21 protein-coding genes are annotated in these 25,354 nt (G+C 69.9%); 8 read left to right on the top strand and 13 right to left on the bottom strand.

Going from position 1 to position 25,354, the window contains the following annotated elements; all coding sequences use genetic code 11:
• The first annotated feature begins 25 nt into the window (after nucleotides 1-25).
• Complete coding sequence (locus ACZ4VA_RS19565) at nucleotides 26-901, top strand: MurR/RpiR family transcriptional regulator (RefSeq protein ID WP_468082243.1); 876 nt, start codon at nucleotides 26-28, stop codon at nucleotides 899-901.
• Nucleotides 902-1,030: 129 nt separating this feature from the next.
• Here the strand turns inward: ACZ4VA_RS19565 and ACZ4VA_RS19560 are convergent, their stop codons facing one another.
• The 5 genes from ACZ4VA_RS19560 to ACZ4VA_RS19540 all read right to left on the bottom strand — a co-directional run bounded on the left by ACZ4VA_RS19560 (nucleotide 1,031) and on the right by ACZ4VA_RS19540 (nucleotide 6,335).
• Entirely contained in the window at nucleotides 1,031-2,320 is a 1,290-nt protein-coding gene (locus ACZ4VA_RS19560) for a cyanophycinase (RefSeq protein WP_468082242.1), read from the bottom strand.
• Nucleotides 2,321-2,444: 124 nt separating this feature from the next.
• Nucleotides 2,445-3,665 carry a M20 family metallopeptidase gene (locus ACZ4VA_RS19555; protein ID WP_468082241.1) on the bottom strand — a complete coding sequence of 407 codons (1,221 nt, stop codon included), beginning with the start codon at nucleotides 3,663-3,665 and terminating at the stop codon, nucleotides 2,445-2,447.
• Nucleotides 3,662-4,414, bottom strand: coding sequence for an amino acid ABC transporter ATP-binding protein (locus ACZ4VA_RS19550; RefSeq protein WP_356241373.1), 753 nt, complete (start codon nucleotides 4,412-4,414; stop codon nucleotides 3,662-3,664). Before ACZ4VA_RS19550 ends, ACZ4VA_RS19555 begins: the two co-directional genes overlap by 4 nt.
• A gap of 8 nt (nucleotides 4,415-4,422) precedes the next feature.
• Nucleotides 4,423-5,385, bottom strand: coding sequence for an amino acid ABC transporter permease (locus tag ACZ4VA_RS19545; protein ID WP_355786215.1), 963 nt, complete (start codon nucleotides 5,383-5,385; stop codon nucleotides 4,423-4,425).
• Between the two features lie 2 nt (nucleotides 5,386-5,387).
• A complete protein-coding gene (locus ACZ4VA_RS19540; RefSeq protein ID WP_355786212.1) occupies nucleotides 5,388-6,335 on the bottom strand; it encodes an ABC transporter substrate-binding protein in 948 nt (315 codons plus the stop codon).
• A gap of 332 nt (nucleotides 6,336-6,667) precedes the next feature.
• Between ACZ4VA_RS19540 and ACZ4VA_RS19535 the strand changes: the two genes are divergently transcribed.
• Both ACZ4VA_RS19535 and ACZ4VA_RS19530 read left to right on the top strand, forming a co-directional pair.
• Nucleotides 6,668-8,092 carry a pre-peptidase C-terminal domain-containing protein gene (locus tag ACZ4VA_RS19535; protein WP_468082240.1) on the top strand — a complete coding sequence of 475 codons (1,425 nt, stop codon included), beginning with the start codon at nucleotides 6,668-6,670 and terminating at the stop codon, nucleotides 8,090-8,092.
• Nucleotides 8,093-8,185: 93 nt separating this feature from the next.
• Entirely contained in the window at nucleotides 8,186-8,365 is a 180-nt protein-coding gene (locus ACZ4VA_RS19530; RefSeq protein WP_355786206.1) for a DUF6480 family protein, read from the top strand.
• Nucleotides 8,366-8,494: 129 nt separating this feature from the next.
• Here the strand turns inward: ACZ4VA_RS19530 and ACZ4VA_RS19525 are convergent, their stop codons facing one another.
• Together ACZ4VA_RS19525 and ACZ4VA_RS19520 are read right to left on the bottom strand one after the other, a co-directional pair.
• On the bottom strand, nucleotides 8,495-9,073 hold the full coding sequence (locus tag ACZ4VA_RS19525; RefSeq protein ID WP_389391421.1) for a DUF4383 domain-containing protein: 579 nt from the start codon (nucleotides 9,071-9,073) through the stop codon (nucleotides 8,495-8,497).
• Nucleotides 9,074-9,251: 178 nt separating this feature from the next.
• On the bottom strand, nucleotides 9,252-10,256 hold the full coding sequence (locus ACZ4VA_RS19520) for a GlxA family transcriptional regulator (RefSeq protein ID WP_355786203.1): 1,005 nt from the start codon (nucleotides 10,254-10,256) through the stop codon (nucleotides 9,252-9,254).
• Between the two features lie 425 nt (nucleotides 10,257-10,681).
• On the opposite strand from ACZ4VA_RS19520, the gene ACZ4VA_RS19515 reads away from it, so the two are divergent.
• On the top strand, nucleotides 10,682-11,824 hold the full coding sequence (locus ACZ4VA_RS19515; RefSeq protein WP_468082239.1) for a TDT family transporter: 1,143 nt from the start codon (nucleotides 10,682-10,684) through the stop codon (nucleotides 11,822-11,824).
• 9 nt (nucleotides 11,825-11,833) lie between these two features.
• Here the strand turns inward: ACZ4VA_RS19515 and ACZ4VA_RS19510 are convergent, their stop codons facing one another.
• Nucleotides 11,834-13,312, bottom strand: coding sequence for an SLAC1 family transporter (locus ACZ4VA_RS19510; protein WP_468082238.1), 1,479 nt, complete (start codon nucleotides 13,310-13,312; stop codon nucleotides 11,834-11,836).
• Nucleotides 13,313-13,385: 73 nt separating this feature from the next.
• On the bottom strand, nucleotides 13,386-16,118 hold the full coding sequence (locus tag ACZ4VA_RS19505; protein WP_468082237.1) for a multifunctional oxoglutarate decarboxylase/oxoglutarate dehydrogenase thiamine pyrophosphate-binding subunit/dihydrolipoyllysine-residue succinyltransferase subunit: 2,733 nt from the start codon (nucleotides 16,116-16,118) through the stop codon (nucleotides 13,386-13,388).
• Nucleotides 16,119-16,503: 385 nt separating this feature from the next.
• Between ACZ4VA_RS19505 and ACZ4VA_RS19500 the strand changes: the two genes are divergently transcribed.
• Both ACZ4VA_RS19500 and ACZ4VA_RS19495 read left to right on the top strand, forming a co-directional pair.
• Nucleotides 16,504-16,953 carry a MarR family winged helix-turn-helix transcriptional regulator gene (locus tag ACZ4VA_RS19500; RefSeq protein ID WP_356175424.1) on the top strand — a complete coding sequence of 150 codons (450 nt, stop codon included), beginning with the start codon at nucleotides 16,504-16,506 and terminating at the stop codon, nucleotides 16,951-16,953.
• Nucleotides 16,954-17,098: 145 nt separating this feature from the next.
• Nucleotides 17,099-18,820, top strand: a complete 1,722-nt coding sequence (locus ACZ4VA_RS19495) for an MOSC and FAD-binding oxidoreductase domain-containing protein (protein WP_356240909.1) — start codon at nucleotides 17,099-17,101, stop codon at nucleotides 18,818-18,820.
• A 337-nt stretch (nucleotides 18,821-19,157) separates the two neighbouring features.
• Here the strand turns inward: ACZ4VA_RS19495 and ACZ4VA_RS19490 are convergent, their stop codons facing one another.
• Complete coding sequence (locus tag ACZ4VA_RS19490; protein WP_355787606.1) at nucleotides 19,158-19,607, bottom strand: spore-associated protein; 450 nt, start codon at nucleotides 19,605-19,607, stop codon at nucleotides 19,158-19,160.
• A 385-nt stretch (nucleotides 19,608-19,992) separates the two neighbouring features.
• Here ACZ4VA_RS19490 and ACZ4VA_RS19485 point away from each other — a divergent pair, with 385 nt between their 5' ends.
• Entirely contained in the window at nucleotides 19,993-20,955 is a 963-nt protein-coding gene (locus tag ACZ4VA_RS19485; RefSeq protein ID WP_468082352.1) for an AfsR/SARP family transcriptional regulator, read from the top strand.
• Between the two features lie 31 nt (nucleotides 20,956-20,986).
• Here ACZ4VA_RS19485 and ACZ4VA_RS19480 read toward each other — a convergent pair whose 3' ends face one another.
• Together ACZ4VA_RS19480 and ACZ4VA_RS19475 are read right to left on the bottom strand one after the other, a co-directional pair.
• On the bottom strand, nucleotides 20,987-21,535 hold the full coding sequence (locus tag ACZ4VA_RS19480; protein WP_356175430.1) for a GNAT family N-acetyltransferase: 549 nt from the start codon (nucleotides 21,533-21,535) through the stop codon (nucleotides 20,987-20,989).
• Nucleotides 21,536-21,753: 218 nt separating this feature from the next.
• Nucleotides 21,754-22,863: a PP2C family protein-serine/threonine phosphatase gene (locus tag ACZ4VA_RS19475; RefSeq protein ID WP_388904933.1), complete on the bottom strand. Its 1,110-nt coding sequence runs from the start codon at nucleotides 22,861-22,863 to the stop codon at nucleotides 21,754-21,756.
• Nucleotides 22,864-23,295: 432 nt separating this feature from the next.
• Here ACZ4VA_RS19475 and ACZ4VA_RS19470 point away from each other — a divergent pair, with 432 nt between their 5' ends.
• Complete coding sequence (locus ACZ4VA_RS19470; RefSeq protein ID WP_468082236.1) at nucleotides 23,296-24,327, top strand: DUF4331 family protein; 1,032 nt, start codon at nucleotides 23,296-23,298, stop codon at nucleotides 24,325-24,327.
• Nucleotides 24,328-24,434: 107 nt separating this feature from the next.
• Here ACZ4VA_RS19470 and ACZ4VA_RS19465 read toward each other — a convergent pair whose 3' ends face one another.
• Nucleotides 24,435-25,313: an alpha/beta fold hydrolase gene (locus tag ACZ4VA_RS19465; protein WP_468082235.1), complete on the bottom strand. Its 879-nt coding sequence runs from the start codon at nucleotides 25,311-25,313 to the stop codon at nucleotides 24,435-24,437.
• Between the last annotated feature and the right edge of the window lie 41 nt (nucleotides 25,314-25,354).

The following is a 25,354-nucleotide window of genomic DNA, read 5'->3' as shown; positions in this document are numbered from 1 at the left end:
GACGCATCTGGGGAGGACCCGCACGATGACTGGCACGCTGGCCGACGAGATCCGCAGCCGACTGGGTGACCTGAGCCCGGCAGAGCGCAAAGTCGCCCGGGTGCTGCTCGCCGGGTATCCCGCAGCCGTCTTCGAGACCGTGGCGACCATCGCCGAGCGCGCCGCGGTGTCGACGCCCACCGTCCTCCGCTGTGCCTCTCGCCTCGGCTACCGGGGCTTTCCGGACCTGCAGGCGGCGCTGCGTGAAGAGCTGGACGCCCGCAACGCGTCTCCCATCACCCTCTACGAGTCCTCGGACCCGGTGTCCGACGAGGAGCCGGGCGAGGCCGTTGCCGGCGAGGCGCGGCTGGAGCCGCGGCTGGCCCTGCTCCAGCAGGCGCTGTCCCAGACCTTCCATGAGGTGTCCGCGCACGAGTTCGATACGGCGGCGCAGCTGCTGGGGGATCCTCGCCGTCGGGTTCATCTGGCCGGCGGGCGCTTCACCCACCTGCTGGCGCAGTATCTCGGGCTGCATCTGATGCAGGTGCGCGACCAGGTGTCCTTTCTGCCGGACAGGGATGTCGAGAGGACGTCCTTCCTCACCCAGCTGGCGCGCCGCGATGTCACGGTCATCTTCGACTACCGGCGTTACGAGGAGGACATGACCGTCATCGCCGAACTCGCACGCGAACGGGGAGGAAAGGTCGTCGTCTTCACGGACCCGTGGCTCTCGCCCGCGTCGGCGCACGCCGATGTCGTGCTCATCAGTCAGGTCGCCTCCGGTTCCCCGTACGACAGCCTTACCCCCACGCTCGCGCTCATCGAGACGCTGATCTCGGCAGTCCTCGACCGGCTCGGCACGGACGCGCACCAGCGGATGAAGGACGGCGAGGACATCGCCCGCCGGGCCGGGCTCGTGTGAGGTGACCGCGGGCGGCCTGCCGGCGCCTCGACCACATCCTGCCGCCATGCGGCATGGCGACAGGGCGCCGCGTTGCTGTGGGAACGCGGCGCCCTGCTCGCTCGAAGTGCCCTGGTTGCCGGGGCGCCGTCAGCGCGGGGCGATGGTGATACGCAGATCGACGAGGGTGTCTGCGCTGGTGCCGTCGCTGCTCCAGGCGGCGAAGCTGGCGGATTTGGCCATGGTGACCCCGAACCGCGGGCCGGACTCGTAGGTGGTGGCGGTCGCGGTGTCATGCGCGCGGGACTGGGCCAGTGAACGGGCGGTGGTGCGGAAGGAGTAGGCGGCTCCCTCGGGATTGGCGGCCGAGTGGAAGACGTCCGCGTTCGCGACGAGGGGATCGCTGCTGGTGGGCGTCAGGCGGTACTTGTCCGGGGCGGGCTGGACCTTCCACGTGTGTGCGTCGTACCGGTCGCCGTCGGTGAGGTAGCTGTAGCGGGCGCCCCGCAGGGACCATCCGGACGGCGAGGCCTCGGCGCGGGCGCGGCGTAGATCGAGAACGGCCGCACCGTTGGGGCCCAGAACGGTGAACCGCTCGCGCCCGCTGCCGGCATGGTCGACGACGAGAGCGGTGTTCTCCTCCAGCGCGTAGACGCGGTCGTGTCCGGTGTCGGCCGCCAGGCGGTAGGCGCGGCCCTCGCGTCCATAGGCTCCGGTGTGGGTCTCGACGAGGGCCGAGCGCAGGAACCCGAAGCCGCCCCGGGGGATGTAGCCGAGGTGCGTGGGGTCGTCGAAGTAGCCGGGGTCGCTGCCGTCGCGCAGGCCTTCGTACGATTCGCCTCCGCTGACCATGTCGGGGCCGGAGGCGATCTGCGCGCCGGCGGAGGAGCCGGCGACGACGGCGCCGTGAGCCAGCTTCGCGCGTATGGCGGCCAGGACCTTCGAGTCCTTCTGTCCGTGGCCGCGAAGCAGCGTCTGGATGTAGCGGTACTGGTCGCCGCCGCCGAAGAAGAAGCCCGTCATGGAGTCGACCTGGGCGACGACGGCGTCGGAGTCCGCGTTGGCCACATGGTCGAGATCGATGGGAATCCACTGGGCTTCGGCAGCGCCGTGCTTCTCGAACAGGTCCGCGTAGTACGCGCCGTTGCAGGCGGAGTTGCTGCAACGTTCGGGGTCCGCGGCATCGGGGTCCTGGCTCTCCGGCACGGAGGCGGCGGTGATGACGCCGATGCGTGCGCCTGCGCCGCCCGCGCGGTCGATGATCTCGCCGTACACCTCGGCGTTGTCCTCCTTCAAGCCGCCGCCGACGAGGACCAGGGATCCGTCGTGGGTGGTGTCGCCGGCTGCGGCGGCTTGCGCTGTGGGGGCCGTGGCGAGGAGGGCAAGGGCCAGGCTGCCGGCCAGCGCGGCGCGACGGGTGAGGCGGTGTTGTACAGGCATGGGAGCTCTCCGGTCTGGTCGGATGGGCAGGTGCCGGCCGCCCCTCGTGGGCGGGTTCGGGTTGCGGCCGTGGACGGGCACCAGGGTGGTGCCGGTCGTCGCGCCGCAGGGCGGTGGCGTCGAGCTACAGGGAGGGTGCGGCGACGTGGCCGAGCGCTGCCACGAGGGCGGCCAGCACCGTGATGCGCTGCGGGACGCTCGTGATGTCGAGCCACTCCTGCGGGGTGTGGTCCGCGCCGCCGACGGGGCCGAGCCCGTCCAGCGTCGGCACGCCCGTTCCGGCGATGAGGTTGGCGTCTCCCACTCCTCCGGTGATGGTCGCCTCCAGCCTCACCCCCACGGCCTGCGCGGCGTGCCGCGCCAGGTCGAGCATGTGGCGGGAGGCGCTGGTCGCCTCCATGGGCGGGCACAGGTCGAGTTGCTCGACGGTGATGCTGGTTCCGGCGACCGCCGGCCGGTCGGCGGCTTCCTGGATCGCCCGCTTGACTCGGCGGACGTCGGCGGTGGTGGTCGCCCGCACCTCCACCCGCAATTCGGCTTCGGCGCAGACGATGTTGGGGCGCTCACCGGCTCTGATGGTGCCCACGTTGACGGTGACGTCGTCCCATCGGCCGTTGAGCGCCTGGAGCTCGACGATCAGGTGGGCGGCCGCGAGGCCGGCGTTGGCGCCTCGTTCGGGTTCGATCCCGGCGTGGGCGGCCCGGCCCGTGACGGTGATGTGGAAGTCGGCCACGCCCTTGCGGCCGATGACGACGTTGCCGTTCTCGCGGGCGCATTCCAGGCCCAATCCGTAGTGCATGCCGCGGGCCGTGCGTTCGATGAGCGGGCGGCTGGCGGGGGAGCCGATCTCCTCGTCGGGGGTGGCGATGAGGACCAGTTCGTCGTAGGCCGTCCATCCGGCCTCACCGAGGATCTCGAGCGCCGTCAGTCCCGCCAGGAGACCGCCTTTGTCGTCACTCACTCCGGGGCCGTGGGCGATGGAACCCCGCAAGGTGAACGGCCGGGCCAGGGCGGTTCCCCGGTCGAAGACCGTGTCCATGTGGCCGGCGAGGAGGATTCTGCGACCGCCTTCTTCCGCCGGGAGCGTGCCCTTCCTGCGGGCGACGAGAGCGTCGCCGGCCTGAGCCGCACCGACTGCGGCACAGCGCACGCGTTCGACGGAGAAACCGATCCGCTGCAGTCGCTCCTGCACCCAGTCGGCCACCCGGTTGACGCCCTCGGGATCGTAGGACCCCGAATCGATGGAGACGAGCTCCCGGAGATCCGCCAGATAGCGGGAGCTGTGGGAGCAGGCCAGGTCGAGCAGGTCCGCGGTGAGTTCCTGCTGACGTGTCGCCGCGTTCACAGGACCTTGGACAGGAAGGCGCGGGTGCGTTCCTGCTCCGGCTCGACGAGAACCCGTCGGGGGTCACCGGCCTCGACCACCACGCCCTGGTCCATGAAGACGGCTGTGTCACCGACCTCTCGGGCGAACCCGATCTCATGGGTGACCACCACCATGGTCATACCGTCGGCGGCCAGGCCGCGCATGACGTCCAGGACGTCGCCGACCAGCTCCGGGTCCAGGGCGGACGTCGGCTCGTCGAAGAGCATCAGCTTGGGCCTCATGGCGAGAGCGCGTGCGATGGCGACCCGCTGCTGCTGGCCTCCGGACAACTCGGCAGGGTAATGGTGTCCGCGGTCCTCCAGGCCGACCTGCGCGAGCAGTTGCCGCGCCAGCTCGCGCGCCTCACCTCTGGGTACGGCGCCGACCTTGACGGGGGCCTCGGTGATGTTCTGCAGCGCCGTCAGATGGGGGAACAGGTTGAAGCGCTGGAAGACCATTCCGATGTCACGGCGGCGCTGCGCCACCTCCCGTTCGCGCAGTTCGTGCAGTCGCATGCCTTGCTGGCGGTAGCCCACGAGGTCACCGTCGACGGTGAGTTTGCCGCCGTCGACCTTCTCCAGGTGGTTGATGCACCGCAGGAACGTGGACTTGCCGGACCCTGACGGGCCCAGCAGACAGCACACCTGTCCGCGCTCGACGGTCAGATCTATGCCCTTGAGCACTTCGAGCCGCCCGAAGCGCTTGCGCACTCCCTCCGCCCGAACCATGGCCGCGGTCATCGGCCGTCCTCCTTGTCCTTCTTGCCGATCAGTCCCACGGCGCCGCCGACCATCCGCCGCAGGGGAGAGGTGTGTCCGCCGCGTGCTGTGCCACGTCCGTAGCGGCGCTCCAGCCACGCCTGAGGGATGCTCAGCACGCTCACCAGCGCCAGATACCAGAGGCTCGCCACGACCAGCATGGGGATGACCTGGTAGTTCTGTGCGTACACGTCCTGGATGTTGGACATGAGGTCGTGCGCGGAGATGACCGAGACCAGGGCGGTCATCTTCAGCATGTTGATGGTCTCGTTGCCCATCGGCGGAATGATGACCCTCATCGCCTGCGGCAGGACGATCCGGCGCATGGTGAGCGCCGGTCGCATGCCCAGTGAGTGGGCCGCCTCGGTCTGGCCGAAGTCGACGGACTGGATGCCGGCACGGACGATCTCGGAGGCGTAGGCGGCCTCGTTCAGTCCGAGGGCGAGCAGCGCGGCGATGGCGGGGGTGAGTACGGCGTTGGTCTCGGTCTGGAAGAAGGTGATGTCCGTGAACGGGACGCCGATCTTGATGTACTTGTAAAGGGCTGCCGCGTACCCCCAGAAGATGATCTGTACGAGCAGCGGCGTGCCGCGGAAGACCCAGACGAACGCCGTGGCGATGCCGTACAGCACCGGGCTGGACGACAGGCGCATTACGGCGATCAAGGTGCCCACGCCGAGGCCGAGGGCCATGGCTGCGGCGGTGAGCCAGAGTGTGGTGCCCAGTCCGTCGAAGATGAGGTCGGCGAACAGGTAGTGCCCGACGACGTCCCAGTGCAGGTTGTCGTTCTTCGCGAGCGAGCCGCTGAGCCCGACGAGCGCCAGCAGGCTGGTCACGGCGGCGATCCAGCGCCCGTAGTTGCGGACCGGGACCACTTCGAGATCCTGGGCGCCGAGGTCGCCGGCGGGTGGGGCCTTGAGGGTGTCCTTGGTGTCGATCATCCCTAGTCCACCGCCGCGTTCCGGGTGGCTTCCTTCACGGCGATCGAGGCCACGCCGTACTTGGTGTAGATCTTGGCGACGGTGCCGTCGTCGATCAGCGACTGCAGGGCCTTCTGGATCGCCTCGGTCAGTTCGGGCAGTTGCTTGCTGACGGCGATGCCGTTGGGCGAGGCGTTGTAGCCGCCGGGTGCCTTGGGGTCCTCGACCAGGTCGAAGGCTTTGCCGCTGTCCGCGGTCTTGGCCACCCAGCCCGCGGCGGGCTTGGTGAGGACCTGCGCGGCCACCTTGCCGGAACGCAGGGCGAGTTGCGCGTCGGAGTCCTTGGGGAAGGTCTGGATGTCGATCCTGCCCTTGCCGGCGGCGGAGCAGTCGGCCTGTCGGGTCTTGAGCAGCTTGAGCTGGTTGGTCGCGGCCTGCACGGCGACCTTTCGTCCGCACAGTCCGTCCAGATCGGTGATCTTGTCGGGGTTGCCGTCGGCGACGAGGATGCCCGAACCGGACTGGGAGTAGTCGACGAAGTCGACGACCTGCTGCCGTTCCTTGTTGTCGGTGATGGCTGACATCGCGACATCGAACTTGCCGGCCTGGATGGCCGGGACGATGCCGTCGAACTTCTGTGGTGTGAAGGCGAACGTCACCCCGAGCTTTCCGCCCAGTGCCTGGCCCAGGTCGTGGTCCAGCCCGGTCAGCCCGCTCTCGCCCTCCTTCACGAACATCTCGAAGGGCGGGTAGGGCACATCGGTCGCCACCCGTACCTTCCCGGCCTCCCGGATCTTCTCGGGGAGCATGTCGTGCAGGGCCTGCTCCCTGGTGATCTCGACTCCGGCGATCGAGACCTTCCCGTTCGCCGCGGGCGTGGAGTCGCCGCCGTCCTGGCAGGCGGAGAGCGTCGTGAAAGCCAGGGCCGCCGTCGCGGCGGTCGCCGCACTCCGGGCGAGACGAGTGTTCATCGTGGTGGACCTCTCGATCGTTCTGCCGACGGACCCCTGCCGTCGGCGGTACTGCAGGAAGTTACAGATAGAACGTGATGGTGGCTAGATGTATCGAGCGTTACTTTCATGTAACGCCGCACAGGTGATCACGCAGAGGTCGGGAGCACTGGATCTCTGCCGGATCGACCGGGGTGCATTCGCGGATCGAAGGCCGCACAGTCATACATCTTTCGATGCCGTGCGTTGACTTGTATCGTCCGCTACCACCATCGAAGGGCCTCGCTCTCCGGCGCCGAGAGCTGCGCGCCGTCCGTCGGGAAGAGGCCCACTTCCCAACCCCTGGAGTCCTCGTGACGTCACGTCATGCACGCAAGGCCGCCTACGCCGCCGTATCGCTGTGCGCTCTGACCCTGCCGCTGACCGTTCCCCAGCCCGCGCACGCGTCCGCCAACCGCGTCAGGCTCGGCAGCGCCAACGATGCGAGCCGCGCCTCCTGGAACGGTCCGGCGTTCACCATGAACGGCGCGGGCGGTGTCGTGGCGGCCTCGATGACCCGGGCCGTCGACGACATCCGCGGCGGCACCGGAAGCCTCGACGTGGTCGTCCTCGCCGGCTCCGCGCCCACCTCCGGCAGCGCGACGCCCGAGTGTGACACCGTCATGACCATTCCAGGCGTCAACTCCTGCACGACCTGGACGTTGACCACCGCCGCTGACGGCAGCAACAGCCAGGTCAACACCGACATCCGCAATGCCGAGTTCGTCTACTTCGCGGGCGGCGACCAGTGTCGCTACGCGGCGTGGAAGGGGACCGCGCTGGAGGCGTCCGTGGAGTCGGTGGTGGCCAAGGGCGGCGGAGCCGGCGGCGGCAGCGCCGGGCACCACATCAACAGCCCGGTCGTCTACGACGCCTGCAACGGCAGCGTCACCAGCACGCAGGCACTCGCCAACCCCTACGACCGCGCGGTCAGTTTCACCACCGGCATGTTCCAATGGGCCGACTACGGTGCGGTGATCAACGACTCCCACTTCGTCACCCGCGACCGCATGGGCCGCACCATGGCCTTCGTCGCCAGAGCGGTCAAGGACGGCCTGACCACTGGGGGAGCGGCTTGGGGCGTGGGCGTGGAAGAGGGCGGCTCCCTGTTCGTCGACCGCGACGGCAAAGCCACGCAGTACGGCAAGGACGCCTATGTCGTTCTGGGCGACCACCAGCCAGAGCAGGCCGTCGAGCGCAAGCCGCTGACCTACTCCGGCTTCAAGATCTGGCGCCTGACGCCGGGCACCGCCTTCGACTTCAGGAATCGGCCCACCTGCGGCTATTACCTGCGCAGCGTCACCGCCGGTGTGCCTGACGCCAGTCTCTACTCGGGCACACCTGTCACGGACTGCGGCCAGGCCGGCGGTACCGCTCTCGTGGAGAGCGAACCGAACGACACCCGCGACACCGCCGACGACGCCGGCACCCTCGTCTCACCCGCGACGATCACCGGCGCCATGCAGGCCGCCAACGATCGCGACTACTTCCGGGTCTCCCTCGCCTCCGGGCAGACCGCCTCGCTCACCTGCTCCGTACCAGCCGCCTACGACGCGGACCTGTACTGGCTCGATTCCACCGGCAGCACCCTCGCGCGCTCCGTCAACGACGGAGCCGGCACCGACGAAGCGCTCACCTTCACGCGTACCGCCTCCGGCACGGGCACCTACTACGTCGACGTCGAGGCCTACGCAGGATCCGGCACCTCCGCGTACACCTGCACCCTGACGAAGAGCTGACCCCACGCGCCGTGACCGGGGAGCGCGGGAGGTCACAGGCCCCACACGTGCTTCGCAGGTGCACGGTGTCGGTGCGTCCCGCAAGCTGGAGTCATGACGGACCCACTCGTCCCTCCCGAAGAGACACCACCGGTCGAGGGCTCCACAGCCGAAGCCCACCAGGAACTCGCCGACGGCGGGCCCTGGGAGCACCCCGTGCTGTGGATCTGCCTCATCATCGCCGGTGCAGTGCTCGTCGCGGGCTATTTCATCGCTCGCATCACCTCCTTCTGAACGCTCCCGCATCCCCTTCTGAGCCCTTTGAGGCAGGGGCGGAGCGGCGAAGGCAGGCCGCGGGCCAGGTCGAGGACGCAGCGGCCCGCGACGAGCAACAACTCGCGCGGGCCGATGAGTCCTCGGTCCCTATCCCTGTGCCTCGGTCGATGTGGCCGCGGGCGGCGTGAGCGCCCGGTCGCCGCCGGTGGACAGGGCGGCGGGTGACTGCACCGCACGGCGCCGGGCCAGGGACTCCTTGGCGGCCTGGCGTGCGTGGCGGCGGCGCCAGTACGGGTTGTCGTGGGACAGCTTGCTGGAGACCCGGCCGTACATCCCGCAGGTGAGGATGATCAGTCCCATGACGAAGCTGAACATGACGTTGGTCATGCCGAAGTCGAGGACGTTGGCCGGCTTGTCCAGGATGAAGATGTGGGCGAAGCCGCTCACCAGGAACAGTGCGCCGATCGACATGTTGAGTGTCGAGGCGAAGTTGCCTCCCACGATCGCACCGCCGATGAGCACCAGCGCGACGATGACGGAGATCAGACTGAGGACGCCGTTGGTCGACATGCCCGCGATCTGCTGCCCGTCCGTGTTGAACGGGCTCAGCTGGTCGGCGAAACCGAGGAGCCCGAAGGCGAGCACGATCAGGCCGCAGGCGGCGGCGCTGTAGCGGTAGACCGTCGCCAGTTTGTGGTCGACGGGGAACTCGTCACTGAGCTTCATATCCGGTCCTCTCCGAAGCGGGGACGTCGTGTCCCGCCAGGGGCCGCGCGCGTGCGACGGCGGCGCTGTCTCCTATTCGCCCGTGCCGTCGCGGACGGTTGCAGGGCAAACGGGTGACAGCGTCCGCAGAGGGGTCCGGGGGAGAGGCCGGTCCGAGGGCTCTCAGAGCTCGGAGGAGTCAGTCATGGGGCCGGTCACTCGTCGCGCCCGTGGTGCGGAAACGCGCTCGGTACGCCCCGGGTGTGATGACGAGGTTGCGCGCGAAGGCCCTGCGCAGCGACTCCGGAGAGCCGAAGCCGCTGTGCCGTGCGACCGAGGCCATGGGGTCGTCGCCGCCTTCGAGCATGGCCTTGGCGGCCTCCATGCGGACCTGTTCCACGTAGCGGGCGGGAGTCGTGCCGAGCTCCTCGCGGAACAGGCGGGTCATGTGGCGGGTGCTGATGCCGGCTCGGCGCGCCATGGCCGACAGGGTGTGATCGGCGGAGGGGTCCTCGGTCGCCGCGTCGAGGACCCGGCGCAGCATGTCCTGCCTCGTGTGCGGGCTGCTGGTGCGGACGCTGAACTGCGACTGGCCGCCGGGCCGCTGCATGAAGACGACCATGTCCTTGGCGACGGCCCGGGCGACGTCGACGCCCAGGTGTTCCTCCACCAGGGCCAGCGACAGGTCGATACCCGAGCTGACGCCTGCGGACGTCATCATGCGGCCGTCGCGGACGAACAGCGCGTCGGGGTCCACCGTCACCCGTGGGTACCGCAGCGCGAGCTGGTCGGTGTGGCGCCAGTGGGTGGTCGCCCTGCGCCCGTCGAGCAGCCCGGCCGCGGCGAGGAGGAAGGCGCCGGTACAGACGGACGCGGTGAGGCGGCTGCGTGCGTCGAGTGCCTGGACGGCGCTCAGCAGTGCGTCGTCCTTGATCAGGGACGGCCATTCGGGACCGCCGGGGACGAGGACGACATCGCTGACGTACGACACGTCCGGGGCGGCGAGGTCGACGCTCAGGCCAGTGCCCGCGGAGGTCGTGACGTCGGCGCCGTCCGGTGACACCGTACGCACGCGGTAGCGGCCGCCGAACTCGTTGGCCGTGGCGAACACCTCGATCGGCCCGGTGACGTCCAGGAGCCGTACGCCCGGGAAGACCAGCACCGTCACCAGCAGCGGCTTCTGGCCGGGCGACCTGTCCGTCATGGTGAGCCTCCTGCGCGGCTGTACGCGTTCGATCATAGCAAAGTAAGTTTGAAATCCGAACTACCTGGTGTCGATGTGCATGCCAGGCATCGTCCGTCACCTGTGGGTGCTCACCGGTCCACTCGCGTTCAACGGCCAACGGCCCCCTCGCCATGCCCCCCAACAGGACACAAGACCCTCGGTCGTGGACATGGAGAGCCTGGAGGCCCCATCCGCGGTCGCGGGAGTACGAGGGCGGACCCTCATGTCCCGGAGTGAGGGCGCCGTGGCCCGCCCTGATCTGTGACGTCGTGGGTCTCTCGCCCTAGCTTCGAGATCAACGTGCCGGCGGGGTCGGCCGCGACTGCGAGCTGCCGCGCGACGGCCGTCCGGTCGGCCGGTCACCGACGGTGCGCCCGCTTCGAGAAGACAGGGCCCTCCGCACCGTGACACCCCGTACCAGCACGACCCCAGCGCTCTCCCCAGAAGGCGGCTCGGGCACAGAACGCCCGGCCGACGCCCGTATCGCGCAGCCCGAAGGGGACGCACGGGGCCGCGCGCTCCTCAGCCCCAGTTGGTTCGCGGCCGTCATGGGCACCGGGATCGTCGCCAACGCCGCCGCCACCCTGCCCCGGAGCTTCACCGGACTGCGGGACGCCGCCACGGTGGTCTGGGCGGGGGCCGCGCTGCTGCTGGCCGCCCTCGTCATCGGCTATGTCCGAAGGCGCGCGGTGCGCATACACGCCGCCGACCCGGTGCTGGCGCAGTTCTTCGGGGCGCCGCCGATGGCGTTGCTCACCGTCGGCGCCGGATCCCTCCTGCTGGGGGAGCGGGTGATCGGAGCACGTGCCGCGCTGGACGTGGACTGGGTGCTGTGGTCCGCCGGAACCGTCCTCGGTCTGGGCGCCGCCTGCACCGTTCCGTATCTGATGATCACCCGTCACCGCTTCACCGCGGACGCGGCGTCCGGCGGGTGGCTGCTGCCGGTCGTACCGCCGCTGGTCTCCGCCGCGACAGGCGCGCTGCTCATCCCGCACGCCCCGGCCGGGCAGCCGAGACTTGCCATGCTCCTGGGCTGCTACGCGATGCTCGGGCTCGGGCTCATGGCCGTCCTGCTGGTGCTGGCGATGGTCTACAGCCGTCTCGTCCACCATGACGCGCCCATCGGTGCGGTGGTGCCCACCGTGTGGATCGCGGTGGGGGCGCTGGACCAGGCCGTGACGGCGCTCGGCGCGCTGTCCACGGCGGCGCCTAACGCGCTGCCCGCTCCGTACGTGCACGGCGTCGCCGTGGCCGCGCTCCTCGGCGGGGTCGGGGTGTGGGGCTTCGCGATGCTGTGGCTGGTGCTCGCCACGGCGCTGACCGTACGGGAGATCCGACGCGGCCTGCCCTTCGCACCCACCTGGTGGTCCTTCATCTTCCCGCTCGGCGCCTGCGTGACGGGCACCGGAGCCATCGCCTCCCTCACCGGCTCACAACTGTTCGTGTGGAGCGCCGTGGGCCTCTACGCGGTGCTCGTCGCCGCCTGGGCGGTGGTCGCCTGGCACTCGCTGCGCCACGCCTCCGGCAACTGGCGAGGACGAGGCTGAGGCCCGCGCCTACGCGCCGGGGGACGTCGAGGTCAGGTCCGCCCGGGCCCTGCCGTCCGGGTCCGGGCGGCCGCCGTGGCCGGCGACGAGGCGGGAGCGGAGGGCCGTGGCCAGCATGGCGATGAAGGCGACGGCCCACACGCCGCCGGCGACCCACACCTCCCAGCGGCCCATGGTGGTCAGCCACGAGGTGTGCGTCGCGCGTCCCAGCGCGTAGGTGGCGGCCGCGTACATGCCGATCGGGAAGACCAGGTTCCACCAGCCGAGTTCGTAGCGCAGTGGGATCCGTCGCACTACGTGCCGCCACACGCCCAGCGCCAGCAGCAGCGGGATCAGCCAGGTGGAGAAAGACCACAGGACGACGGACGCTCCGAGTACGACCGGACGCGCCGGCAGCGTGCCGCTCGGTGGCAGTTCGAGCAGGCGCAGTCCGGCGAGCACACAGAGGGCGGCGGCCCCCATGAAGATCCACACGGATGTCATCAGACCCTTCGCCTGCACCGGCCGGACCAGGAGTCTGGCCAGGACTACGGCGGCGGTCAGGAGGTACTGCACCAGGCCGATGGCCCAGCCCGCCCCGGCCAGCACCGGCAGCAGGTGCCCGGTGGTCGTCCGGCCCAGCGAGGCCGCCGCCAGCGCCACCGACTCCGATCCGACGGCCCACAGGAACCAGGTGCCGTTCACCTGGTCGATCGAGGGGCCCCTGCGCACGCTCGTGATGAGGGCGAGAGGGATGCCGTAGTCGAGCAGTAGCCAGGCCAGCGTCCCGAACGCGAGAAACGCCCCGGCCGCCGCGGTGTGGCCGTCCAGGACGAGGCGGGCGGCCAGCACGTTGGAGGAGATGGCGACGGTGAGGAAGGCGAAGGAACGCGGCCCCAGGAAGTCGGTGACGAACCGCTCCCGGTGGTGCAGCAGGCGCCAGCCGTAGGCGGGGATCAGCACCGCGAACCCGGCCAGCGCCACCACGAGCAGCACCGCCGACGCGGTATGGGCGCCGATGGAGCTCAGGGCCGTCGACACGATCCCCGTGCCCATGACGAACGCGAGCGCGCCGGCATTGAGATCGGCCAGCGCGGACGAGACGGCCGCACGAGGACCGGACCGGATCGGCTCCGGTTCCGGCCGGTCGGCGGCGGTGAGCCACTCGGCGAGGACGGCGGCGTGACTGCGGTCCACGTCCCGGGCCGCGGTCAGCAGGGTGAGCCGGTCGTGTCCGGCCGCCAGCTCACGCAGCCGGTCCGCCGCCTCGTGATGCCCGGGGTCCCCCAGCTCGGCCAGGTACCGGCGGCGGAACTCCGCGAAACGGGAGACGTCCGCGCTGTACCAGCGGTGCAGTTCGCCGGACGGGGCGACCTCGCGCAGCCAGTCGTCGAGGCGCGCCTGCCGCTGGGGGACGGCAGCCGGCCAGTCACGGTCGACCAGTACGCGCCTGCCGTCCGCGGAGGACGCCTGCTCGTCGATCGTGCGGCAGGTGACGTGCTTGTCCATGGGGTACCTCTCGCGAACGGACAGCCCGGGTCGCCGAGCCGATGGATCAGGTGGCCCCCGCCGGGACCGCTGCTCAGCGGAAGGCCGATGCCACCAGGGTTTCCTGCTCCAGCGCGTGCCGTCGAGCGGAGCCGACGGCGGGAGCGGCTGCCGCGGGGCGGCTGACGCATCCCACCGGGACACTCACCAGACGGCGCAGACGCGGCTCGACGAAGGACCAGGGCCCCTGGTTCTCGGGCTCCTCCTGCACCCAGCGCACGTCCACGGCGCCGGGGAAGCGGGCGAGTTCCGCCGCGAGCTCCCGCTTCGGGAACGGGTACAGACGCTCCAGGCGGATGATCGCCGTGTGCGCCGAGCCCGAGCTCCTTCGACGGGCTTCCAGGTCGTAGCAGACCTTGCCCGAGCAGATGAGCACACGGGTGACCCGGGCGGGATCCGCCGCGAGGTCCGGAAGCACCGGGCGGAACTCGCCCTGCGTGAATTCGGTCAGCGTGGACGTGGCCGCCTTCGACCGCAGCATGGACTTCGGAGTGAAGATCACCAGCGGTGTGCCGCTGCCGTCGAGTGCGTGCCGGCGGAGCAGATGGAAGTAGTTGCTCGGCAGGGAGGGCAGGGCGACGGTCATGTTGTCCTGGGCGCACAGCTGGAGGAACCGCTCGATCCGGGCGGAGGAGTGGTCCGGCCCCTGTCCTTCGAGGCCGTGCGGCAGCAGCAGCGTGAGGGCCGAGCGCCGGCCCCATTTCTGCTCGGACGAGGCGATGAACTCGTCGATGACGGTCTGCGCGCCGTTGGCGAAGTCACCGAACTGCGCCTCCCAGAGCACCAGGGCGTCGGGCCTCGCCAGGGCGTACCCGTACTCGAAGGCGAGTGCCGCCAGTTCGGACAGCATCGAGTCGTAGAGGGAGAAGCGTGCCGCGCGCGGGCCGAGATGGTTCAGCGGCGTGTACTCGGCGCCGTTGCGCCGGTCGGTGAGCACGGCGTGGCGTTGGCCGAATGTGCCCCGGCGGGAGTCCTGTCCGGTCAGCCGCACCGGAACACCGTCCAGCAGCAGTGATCCGATCGCCAGTGTCTCCGCCGTGGCCCAGTCGATCGTGCCGTCGTCGAGCATCGCCGCACGGCGGGCGAGCTGCGGCAACACGCGGGGGTGCACGGTGAGCTCGGGCGGCAGGTCGGTCTGGGTGGCGATGACGCGCCGGGCGGTCGGTTCGTCGATCGACGTCGCTGCCGGTCGCGGTGTCCGCTGTTCGGCGTCTGGGTGCTCGCCGGCCTCGGAGGCTCCCGGGGCGGCCGACGTCGTCCGCGTCTCGGCGAAGGCCCGTTCGAGGTGTTCCTGGTAGTTGCGGCGCGCGCCCTCCACCTGGGCCGCGGTGAGCTCCCCGCGACGGAGCAGCGACTCGGCGTACAGCGCGCGCACGGAGGCCTTGGCGCCGATGCGGTCGTACATCGCCGGCTGGGTGATGGACGGGTCGTCGACCTCACTGTGCCCATGGCGCCGATAGCAGACCAGGTCGATCACGACGTCCTTGTGGAACGCCTGCCGGTAGTCGAAGGCCAGACGCGCGACGCGTACGACCGCTTCCGGATCGTCCCCGTTGACGTGGAGGACCGGTGCGTCCACGGCGTGGGCGACGTCGGTGGCGTAGGTCCCGGAACGGCCGCCGGTGGGCGGGGTGGTGAAGCCGACCTGGTTGTCGATGACCAGGTGGACGGTGCCGCCGGTGCGGTAGCCCGGTAGCCGCGACATGTTGAACGTCTCGGCGACCACGCCCTGACCGGCGAACGCCGCGTCGCCGTGGACCACGACCGGCAACAACGGATGCGGGTCGCCGCCCTCCAGGGCCGATTCCTGCTTGGCGCGCACGATTCCCTGGGCGACCGGTCCGACGATCTCCAGGTGCGAGGGGTTGGCCACGACCGAGACGCCGATGCTTCCGCCGGTCAGCGCACGGTAGGTGCCTTCCGCGCCGAGGTGGTACTTCACGTCCCCCGATCCCCGGACGCCGGGGACGTCGGCCGTGTCCAGGAACTCGGCGAAGATCTGGGCGTAGCTCTTTCCGACGATGTTGGCCAGCACGTTGAGCCGTCCGCGGTGCGCCATGCCGATGACCGCGTCCGCCATGCCCGCGTCGATGGCGCGCAGCAGCAGGGCGTCGAGCAGCACGATCGCCGACTCGGCGCCTTCGAGCGAGTACCGCTTCTGGCCCACGTACTTCTTCTGCAGGAACGCCTCGAAGGTTTCCGCCGCGCCAAGACGGTAGAGGATCTGCAGCTTCTCGGCCCGGTCCGCCCGGTGCTGCGGGCCCTCGACCCGCTCCCGCATCCAGCGCCGTTCGCCGGCGTCCGTGAGGTGCGTGTACTCGAAGCCGACCGAGCCGCAGTAGATCTCCCGCAGGGCGATCAGTACGTCCTGGAGAGCCATCGTGGTGCGCCCGGCGAAACCGTCGACTACGACCTTCGCCGCGGGGTCCGCGTGGTCGAGCCTGAACGCCGCGAGATCGAGCTCTCGGGGTGTGGCAGCGGGCTCTGTCGCGAGCGGAATCGTGGCGGCCGCCAGATGGCCGCGCGTGCGGTACGCGGCGATGAGTTCCGCGACGCGCACGGCGGTGAGCACCGACGCGTCGCCGCCGTCACGCTGCGCGGGAAGGGCGGCGCCCGCCGTCCCGGACGCCGCAGGAGCCGGCACGGGCACGTCATGGGCCGCGAAGAAGTTGCGCCAGGTCTGGTCGACCGAGCGGGGGTCGTGCCGGTAGCGGTTCCACTGTTCGTCCACGACCCATGCGTTGGGCCCGAAGTCCGCGGTGGACACGGCTCGACCCGTGTCTGGTTGTGACGTCACGGCGCAGAACGCCTTCTTTCCTCGTCTGGAGCGTCGGGCTGCCGGACGCGGTCCGTGCGTCGGGCCCATGCGTATGTTGCCTGCGCCGCGTGCTTCGTACCGCTTGCCGGTATTCGACCCGTTCGACCGCATCGCGCTGTCGAAGCTAGGACGACCGGGAGCCTGAGGGGGCAGCTGAAGGGGACGCAACTACCTCACTTGAGGACATCCGGGTTCGGCGAGCGCCGGAGCCGGGGCCCAGTCCTGATCCGAGGGCGTCGTGTCCGACCGGTCGGGGACCACTCCGATGGCGACCCCGGTTGTGCATGCCAGGCCGTGGATGCTCGGCCCGCGCTCCGACCCTCGGGAGAGAACCATGCATGACGCCGATTCGCCGGCCGCCGCCCGGTGGGCGCCCGCCCGAGTCCTGCGGACCCTGGGGCTCCTCCACGGTGAGTTGCGGGTACGGCACGGCCTGTCGCTCCACGGCTACCTCACCCTCGGCACCCTCGCCGAAGCCGCGACCGGCTCCATGCCCGTCGCACAGCTGACGGCGTCGCTGCGGGAATCGGGGGACCGGATGTCCTACGTGCTCCGAGGCCTGCAGGCGGCCGGGCTGGTCGAGCGTGACCGCCGTGAGCAAGACCGCAGGACGGTCGACGTCAGCCTCACCGAGGCCGGGCGCACCGCGTGGGCCGACGCCGAGAAGACCGCCCAGGAACTGGTGCGCCGGCACTTCGGGTACGGGGTGATGACCGTGCCGACGCGCGGTGACGGTGACGGGAACGCCGCCCGGCGCGAGCTGCCGGTGAAAGGGCGAGGGTGACGCCGTCTCGCACGGCGTCCGTCCAGATCTCACACTGGAGGAGACACACCGCGTCACACCGGATCCGTGACCGGCACACCCACGACGGTGCTCCGTCGCCGCCCGGCCGGCGTGGGCGAGGCCCCGCACCAGGGAGGAGCAGGGGATGCCTTCATTGCTGTCGGTGAACGTCGGCATGCCGAAGAACGTGATCTGGCAGGGCAGGACCGTCTACACCGGCGTCTGGAAGCAACCGGTACAGGGTGCGGTGATGGTCCGCCGACTCAACATCGACGGGGACGGCCAGGGCGACCGAGGTGGACACGGAGGAGAACAGCGCGCTGTCCTCGTCTACCAGCTGGAGTCCTACCACTACTGGCAGCGGCACTTCGGTCGTGACGACTTCACCTACGGTGAGTTCGGCGAGAACCTCACCGTCGACGGCCTGAGCGACGACGAGGTCTGCATCGGTGACCGCTATGCCATCGGCGACGCCGAGTTCGAAGTCAGCCAGCCCAGGGTCACGTGCTACCGCGTGGGGCTGCGCGTCGGCGAACCGCAGCTGCCGGCCCTGCTGGTCGGCCACCACCGGCCCGGCTTCTACATGCGCGTCATCCGAGAGGGTCGCATCGAGGCCGGTGACACGATCACCAAGACCCGAACCGGGCCGGGCGCGCTGAGTGTGGCCGCCACCGACGCCCTGCTCTACCTGCCCGGGCGGGACCCCGAAAAGCTGCGCCTGGCCCTGTCCATCCCCGCCCTGAGCCCCGGCTGGCAGGGCTCCTTCCGTGACCTGCTCGCCACCGACGGCTCCGACGCACAACAAGGCCCGGCCTGGGCGGGGTTCCGCGAACTGCGTGTGGACGAGGTGGTGGCGGAGAACGCCTCCGTCACCTCGCTGTACCTGAGGTCACCGGACGGCACTCCGCTGCCCGACCCCCGGGCCGGCCAGTACCTCACGCTGCGTATCCCCTCGGCGGCGCAACCCGTGCCCGTGCGCAGCTACTCCCTGTCGTCGACGCTCACCGACGGCCGCTACAGGATCAGCGTCAAGCACGAACCTCACGGCACGGTGAGCGGGTACCTGACCAGCCGGACGCGTCCCGGCGCCCTGCTCGATGTCGCCGCGCCCCGCGGCGAGTTCGTCCTCACCCGGGGCACCGAGCCGGTGGTCCTTGTCTCGGCGGGCATCGGTCTCACGCCCGTGCTGGCCATGCTCCACGAACTCGCCGCCCACGACCGCGACCGGGAGGTCTGGTGGATCCACGGCGCCCGCGGACCGCAGGAGCACCCCCTCGCCGCCGAGGCGCACGACCTGCTCACCACCCTCCCGCGCGCACACGAGCACGTCTTCTACAGCGCGGCCACAGCCGAGGACCACCTCGGCGGCGAGTTCACCCGGGGACGGCTCACCCGGGAGGCCCTGACCGCTCTGGCCCTTCCCGCCGACGCCACCGCCTACCTGTGCGGCCCCGACGCGTTCATGGCCGATATGCGCGACGCCCTCACGGCGGGCGGCATCGACCCGGCCCGTATCCACACCGAGGCGTTCTCCGCGCTGCCCTCCATCAACCCCGGCCTCACCCCCCGAACGGCCAGACCGCCCCATCAACCCCCGGGCGCCCCCGGAACCGGGCCGCAGGTCACGTTCGCCCGCAGTGGCATCTCCACTCCATTCCCCGACGACCGGCGCAGCGTGCTCGAACTCGCCGACGCCTGTGACGTCCCCACCCGCTGGAGCTGCCGCACCGGGGTGTGTCACACCTGCACAACACCCCTGCTCTCCGGTGCCGTGACCTATTCCCCCGCGCCTCTGGAGGACCCGCCGGACGGTGAGGTACTCATCTGCTGCGCCCGGCCCGACGGCGACATCGTCCTCGACATGTGAGGCCGCGCTCGTCTCCGACCTGGTGCCGAGTCCCCGAGTGCGTTCGGCGAGGAAGACCTGCTCCGTACGCGCCACCGGGCCGGCGGCGACCGACCGCCGGCCCGGCCCAAACAGCGCGTGCCTGCCCGTACTTGGGTGTGGTCCCCGGCCGCCGACTGCCGGGGACCACACCCATTCAGCGTCGATGTCAGGAGAATCGTCACTGTCGGATGTGACAGCGGGCGGGCCAGGTGTCACACCTGGCAGGCTGCTCGGCGCCCTGGGGTTCGACCGACGCTTGCGGTGACCTGGCCGTGCGAGGCGGCGGGACACCGCGAGCGTCGGTCCTGCCTGCGGGTCAGCGGGTGGTGGTCACCCGGTGCTCCTTGAGGCTGGCACAGTTGGAGCCGGTGACCTGCACGTAGATGCCGCCGATCTGGCCGCCCCAGTCGACGCAGTGGCCCTTGCCGTAGACGTAGGTCGGGCCGGCGTACGACGTGTACCGTCCGAAGTCCTCGTCCGAGGCGTTGGTGTCGGGGATGTAGACCCAGGCGGACATGTCCACGGCCGTGCCCGGGTTGTTGCGGATGGTCGCCACGCAGTTGTTGCCGTTCGTGGCGTTGTAGGTCAGGTAGACGGTGCCCAGCGAGCCGATGGGCGCCGAGTTCACGGTCTTGTAGCTGCTGCCGCAGACCTTCTGCGGGGTGGTGTTGGGCGCGGCGGAGGCCGGTGCCGCCAGGGCCGTCGTGGCCCCGACGGACAGGGCCGCGACGGCGGTGACGCCCAGGACGGAACGGGTGAATCGCATGTTTCCCCCTTGTGTTGGAGATGCCGAGTGTGCACGGCGAAGGTGTGCGGTGGCACTCACTTTCAAGGGGGTCGAACTGAGTTACCTGGAGGTCAGGGGCCGTGAATAGAGACCATGCGGTCTCTTTTTATGGGCGCTGAGTGCGTTCGTCGGTTTGTTCTGGCGGCCGGTCGGGAGGCTTGGTGACTGGCGAGCGTGACGTCGCTCTAGCCGGATTCGATCCAAAGCTTGGTGCGGTCCTGGGATGTTGGCGAATGGATGCACCTCAGGTCGAGGGCGGGTCGGGGGGTTCTCTAAACAGGGCGGGAGGTCTGGTATTGACATACCGGTCGTGCTGTTTTTGAATGGTGGAGTGTCAGACGGGCTGGGCGGATTGGGGGACGGCGTGGACATCGGTGTGCTGGGTTCGCTGGATGTGCGGGTGAACGGGGTGTCGGTGGCTCCGTCGGCGCCGAAGCCGCGGCAGGTGCTGGCGCTGTTGGCGCTGCACGCGGACCGGGTGGTGCCGGTCGCGTCGCTGATCGAGGAGTTGTGGGCGGGGCACCCGCCGCGAAGTGCGCGGACGACATTGCAGACGTATGTCCTGCAACTGCGAGAACTGATCGCGGCGGCCCTGGTCACCGACGCAGGAGACAGCGCGTCGGTCGCCGGCACCGCGACTGATGCATCCGTCCCGGGCGACGCGACCGCTGAAACCGCTGTCACCGTCGGGGCGAAGGACGTGCTGATGACGCTGCCCGGCGGCTACCTGCTGTCGTCCGGTGGTGGCCGAAGTGATGTGCGGGAGTTCGAACGTCTCGCGGGCCTTGGGTACCGCGCGATGGACGGCGGCGACTTCGCCGGCGCGGCACGGACGCTGGCGTCGGCACTCCAGTTGTGGTCGGGGACGGCGTTCGCGGACGTGCAGAGCGGAGCGCAGCTGGCGATGGAGGTCAAGCGGCTGGAAGAGAGCCGGTTGTGCGCGCTGGACCAGCGGATCGAGGCGGATCTGCGACTGGGCCGACACCGCGAGGTGCTGGCCGAGTTGACGGTTCTCACCAGCCGCTACCGCACGCATGAGAACCTGCATGCCCAGTTCATGATCGCGCTGCACCGGTCGGGGCGGCGCGGCGAGGCGCTGAACGTCTTCCTGCAGCTGCGTGCCACGCTCGGACGCGAGTTGGGGCTTGAGCCCTCACCACGGCTGCGAGGCTTGCAGCACACGATCCTGACGGCCACCCCCGAGACCCCGGCCGACATTCCCGGTACCGTCTCCCGGCCCGTTGCTCGGGACTCCGGGCAGGGAGCAGGCATGGGGGCGCGTGGGGAGCGAGTCGCGCAGGGCGTACCGCTGGCGTCGGCCCACTGACCGCCGCGGCGTGCCCGCTGAGGGCGCAGAGCTATACGGCCTGAATCGCGTCGGCCGGGACTTCGAAGATGAACGTGAGTCCGTCGTGCTCGTTCCCCTGCTCGCCGACGCGCTTGAAGCCGAAGCCGTCGATGGAGGCCAGGGAGGCGGCGTTGTCGGCTGCGATCCTGGCCCGCACCGTCCTGACACCGGGTTCGGCGGCGGCCCTGACGAGCAGCGCCGACACCATGGCGCGGGCGTAGCCCTGGCGACGGTGCCCAGGCACGACGGTGTAGCCGACCTCCACCGTGCCCGCCTCGTCCGGTGGCCCGTGGAACCCGGCGTCGCCGACGACGATGCCTTCCGGTTCGGACACCGCGGCCCGAGTGATCCAGGGTGCGGCGGAGGGATCCTTGACGAGTTGGTCGGCACGGTAGGCGAAGATCGAGCGGGCCCGGTCGCAGACGAAGTGTTCGTCGAGGGTGACCCCGGTCTCGGCGCTGCCGCCGGCAAGGTCACCGTCGGCGAGCGCCCGCAGCGCCTTCTCGCTGAGTCTGACGAAACGGACGCGTTTGCGGGCAGGGAGAGGTTCGCTGTTCATCACGCCAGATGCTTGCGCAGCCTTGGACGGCTGTCCACCGCTTTACGGCCCCGGCGGACACGGTGAGCTCCGAACGGTAGCGCGACGGGCGTTCACCCCGGACGAGCACTGGCGGTGACGGGGCTCCGGTGTTTCCCCGACAGCGTCGCGGGTGGCTACCGACAGTGGGAGGTGAAGCCCGGGCGAGAGGCGACGCGCCCTGACCGCGCGGACGGCTTTCAGCGGTCGAGGGTCGGCGTCTGCCGGTAGCGCACGGCGAGGGCGGCGATGTCGTCGTCGAGCCGTCCGCCGCTGTAGCGGAGCAGGTCCGTGTGGAGCTGGTTGAGCAGTTCTCGGGGCTGGTCCGCGCGGTGGCGGCCCATCCACTCGGGCAACGGAAAGAAGGTGCCGCCGGGGTCGCGTGTTTCCGTGACGCCGTCGGTGTACAGCAGCATCTGATCGCCTGGCGCGAAGGCGATGGTGTCCACGAAGTAGTTGTTTCCGAGGAGCGCCGCGAGATTGAGGGGTGTCGAGGGGACAGTGGGCTCGAGAACGCGGACTTCGCCGCTCTGGACGAACACCGGTGGGGGATGTCCGCAGTTGAGGACCCGGACATCCCCGCCACCGTACGGGACCTCGATGATCAGCGCGGTGGCGAAGTGCTCCTGCTGATCGTCGGCGGGGATGGCGGCGCTGTAGCGGGTCATGGTGATCTGGAGGCGGTTGATAAGCCCTTCCAGGTCGGGTTGGTCGTACGCGTTCTCCCGGAAGCAGTTGATGACTGCCGCGGCCGCGCCCACCGCTGACAGGCCCTTGCCGCGTACGTCGCCGATGAGCAGGCGAAGTCCGTACGGTGTGTCGGCCACCTCGTAGAGGTCACCGCCGATGCGCGCCTGCTCCTGGGCCGCCAGGTACAGCGACTCGATCTCGATGTCCCGGATGCGGTGCGGCAGCGGCCGCAGGAGCACCTTCTGCGCCGCGTCGGCGACGAGCCGGACCTGGAAGAGAGTCTCCTCGCGCTGTAGCCGCAGATGGCTGGCGTAGGCGGCCGCGAGAGTGACTGCGGCGATGGCCGCAGCCGTATACGGCGTCCCGAGATCGGGATGGACGAAGCTGATGCAGATCATGATCAAAAAGCAGAACGCCCCCAGCAGGACCGTGGGCAGAACGGGCCACATGGCTGCCGCCAGAGCGGGTGCCGCAGGCAGGAGGCGACTGAAAGCGATCTCTCTCGGGGTGGCGAAGGCGACGCCGGCGATGAGGACGGTGACGAGCACGGGCGACAGCGTGACGGCCTGGCGCTGTCCGTCGTGGGGCCGACGGCGTCGGATCCGTGCAGGTCTCGTCACAATTCAGATCTTAAGCGGATAAGGCAGCAAGCCGACGGATGTGACGCCCTGCGGTGACTCGCCGCGGGTTCTGCCGATACGGGCCAGTGACCCGTTCATTTGGCACCAATGGGCCCACTTCGGGCAACGCCCCTACAATGGCGAGTGGTGCAGGGGACGCCCGTCCGCCTGCGAGGAAGTCGCACGCGCGATCCGTTCGGCAGCGGGACCTCACCGCCAACCGGTGTCGTTCAGCCGACGGCTCCGGCGACCGTAGGCGTTTCGCAGTTGGGAGACGCTCCGCCACCCTCCGCGAGTGTTGCGGCGCAGGCGGCGCTGACAGGAGCCCAGCCGAGGCCGCGAGAGGCCGCCGACGCCGTCACAGACGTCACGCCTGGTCGGTTTTCCCCTTGCCTTTGTCCTCCATTGCCGCAGTGATGTGGAGCCACTCGTATGTCCCATCATCTGGATTCTCCCGCAGCCAGGGCCGATGCCCGTCTGAACATCTCCGACCTCTATGTCTTCCGGGGCGAACGAGGCACGGTCTTCGTGATGAACGTGGCCTCCGAATCAGCCGGTCCGAGTGCACCGGAGGGGTACCACCCGGAGGCCAGGTACGAGTTCAAGATCGACGGCACGGGCGACGTCGTCGAGGACCTGACGTACCGCTTCAGTTTCGGGATCGCGGACGCGGACGGGACGCAGACACTGGAGCTGCGCAGACTCGTCCAGGCGGACGCCACGGACGACGCGGCCGCGGGCACGGCACTGCTCACCGGCACGACGGGGCAGACGCTCGATACCAAGGAGGGCCTGCGCGTGTGGGCCGGACGCGCAGGCGACCCGTTCTGGATGAATCCCGCCGTGGTGCAAGCGGTCGGCCAGGCATTTCAGCACGGCACCGACGTCGACGTACCTCCCTCGGACGGGGCCTCGGTGAAGAGTCTCTTCTCCGGGCAGAAGGTGTGGTCCATCGTCCTGGAGGTACCGGACGCCGAGCTGCTGCCCTTCACAGGCGGCCTGGACATCCGCGTCTGGGGGGTCACGGCCCTCGCCACCGACGCCGGCGGATGGCACCGCGTCGACCGGTGCGGACTTCCGATGGTCTCCCCGATCTTCGCGCAGTTCGACGACGACCTCGCCGAACGACTGAACCAGACCCCGCCGACCGGCGATTCGGAAACGTTCGCCGAGGAGTTCGCCGCCCGAGTGGCCGCAGTGGTGGGCGCCCGCCGAACGGCTACCGATGCGCAGGAATACGGCCGGGAGGTAGCCGACCGCATCCTCCCCAACGCCCTGCCCTACACCATCGGCACACCGGCGGTGTTCGGCTTCGCGGAGTTCAACGGGCGTGCCCTGAACGACAACGCAGGCGAAGTGATGTTCTCCCTCACCACCAACAGCGCCCTCAGCGTCGGCCTGAGCAAGGACGCCGTCGACGCCCCTCCCACTCCGTTCTTCCCGTACGTGGCGCCCGCGATCTGACCGGTGCGACCGAAGCCGCACCGATCCGCAGTCCCACGTGGCAGCGACCACTCGAAGAGCACAGTGACTTGACTGTTCAGGGCGCTGAGCGGGCGACGCTGCGGAAGTCAGCGGGTCAGGAGGTCCTGGATCGCCGCGCCGATCTCGTCAGGGGCTTCCTCCGCCATGAAGTGCCCCGCTCGGGTCAGCCGGTGGTCCAGGTCAGGTGCCCACGCCTTCCACACACCGGCGGCGTCATACCCCAGACGGGCGCCCCAGTCCTGCTGGACGACCGTCACGGGCATGGCCAACTGTGAGCCGGCGTCCAGATCCGCTTGGTCGTGTACGACGTCGATGCCCGCCGAGGCCCGGTAGTCGGCGACGATCGACGGCACCGCCGCCGCGCTCGCTCGCAGGTACTCGGCACGCACGTCCTCCGGCACGGCCTCCGGATCATTGCTCCAGGCGTCCAGGAACGAACCGAAGAACGCGTCCGCACTGTTGGTGATCATCGTCTCCGGCAGGCCGGGCGGCTGCGCCATGAGGAAGAGGTGGTAGGCGACGGCTGCCGGGACGCCGTGCAGGACGTTCCACATGTCGAGGGTCGGCACGATGTCGAGGAGTCCGAGGTGCGTGACGGTGTCGGGGTGGTCCAACCCGGCACGGAAGGCGACCAGGGCGCCCCGGTCGTGGCCGACGAGGGCGAAACGCTCATGGCCGAGGGTCGCGGCCAGGGCCACGACGTCGGCGGCCATGGTGCGCTTCGCGTACATGCTCGGATCGGTGGCCTCCGGCTTGTCGCTGGCGCCGTAACCCCGCAGGTCGGGACAGATCACCGTGTGCTGCTCCACGAGCCGCTCCGCGACGTGCCGCCACATCAGGTGGGTCTGCGGGAAACCGTGCAGCAGCACCACCGGGGGACCACTACCGCCGACAGCGACAGCCACCTTCACACCGTCCGCGCCGGGCACGCGCATCTGATCGAAGCCGGGAATGGTGAGGGCCATGGAAGGCCTTCCTTTCGGGTCGGGAACTGACCGGATCAGCC

The organism is Streptomyces sp. NPDC028308 (genome assembly GCF_055565855.1).
Note: the sequence above shows the minus strand (reverse complement) of the source record. Positions and strands in the feature narration are given on the sequence as shown.

What these genes read in the sequence shown, in the direction of transcription:
- ACZ4VA_RS19565 (WP_468082243.1), top strand. Translation starts at nt 26, where the DNA reads ATGACTGGCACGCTGGCCGACGAGATCCGCAGCCGACTGGGTGACCTG.
- ACZ4VA_RS19560 (WP_468082242.1), bottom strand. Translation starts at nt 2,320, where the DNA reads ATGCCTGTACAACACCGCCTCACCCGTCGCGCCGCGCTGGCCGGCAGC.
- ACZ4VA_RS19550 (WP_356241373.1), bottom strand. Translation starts at nt 4,414, where the DNA reads ATGGTTCGGGCGGAGGGAGTGCGCAAGCGCTTCGGGCGGCTCGAAGTG.
- ACZ4VA_RS19545 (WP_355786215.1), bottom strand. Translation starts at nt 5,385, where the DNA reads ATGATCGACACCAAGGACACCCTCAAGGCCCCACCCGCCGGCGACCTC.
- ACZ4VA_RS19540 (WP_355786212.1), bottom strand. Translation starts at nt 6,335, where the DNA reads ATGAACACTCGTCTCGCCCGGAGTGCGGCGACCGCCGCGACGGCGGCC.
- ACZ4VA_RS19530 (WP_355786206.1), top strand. Translation starts at nt 8,186, where the DNA reads ATGACGGACCCACTCGTCCCTCCCGAAGAGACACCACCGGTCGAGGGC.
- ACZ4VA_RS19525 (WP_389391421.1), bottom strand. Translation starts at nt 9,073, where the DNA reads ATGAAGCTCAGTGACGAGTTCCCCGTCGACCACAAACTGGCGACGGTC.
- ACZ4VA_RS19520 (WP_355786203.1), bottom strand. Translation starts at nt 10,256, where the DNA reads ATGACGGACAGGTCGCCCGGCCAGAAGCCGCTGCTGGTGACGGTGCTG.
- ACZ4VA_RS19510 (WP_468082238.1), bottom strand. Translation starts at nt 13,312, where the DNA reads ATGGACAAGCACGTCACCTGCCGCACGATCGACGAGCAGGCGTCCTCC.
- ACZ4VA_RS19500 (WP_356175424.1), top strand. Translation starts at nt 16,504, where the DNA reads ATGCATGACGCCGATTCGCCGGCCGCCGCCCGGTGGGCGCCCGCCCGA.
- ACZ4VA_RS19495 (WP_356240909.1), top strand. Translation starts at nt 17,099, where the DNA reads ATGCCTTCATTGCTGTCGGTGAACGTCGGCATGCCGAAGAACGTGATC.
- ACZ4VA_RS19490 (WP_355787606.1), bottom strand. Translation starts at nt 19,607, where the DNA reads ATGCGATTCACCCGTTCCGTCCTGGGCGTCACCGCCGTCGCGGCCCTG.
- ACZ4VA_RS19480 (WP_356175430.1), bottom strand. Translation starts at nt 21,535, where the DNA reads ATGAACAGCGAACCTCTCCCTGCCCGCAAACGCGTCCGTTTCGTCAGA.
- ACZ4VA_RS19470 (WP_468082236.1), top strand. Translation starts at nt 23,296, where the DNA reads ATGTCCCATCATCTGGATTCTCCCGCAGCCAGGGCCGATGCCCGTCTG.
- ACZ4VA_RS19465 (WP_468082235.1), bottom strand. Translation starts at nt 25,313, where the DNA reads ATGGCCCTCACCATTCCCGGCTTCGATCAGATGCGCGTGCCCGGCGCG.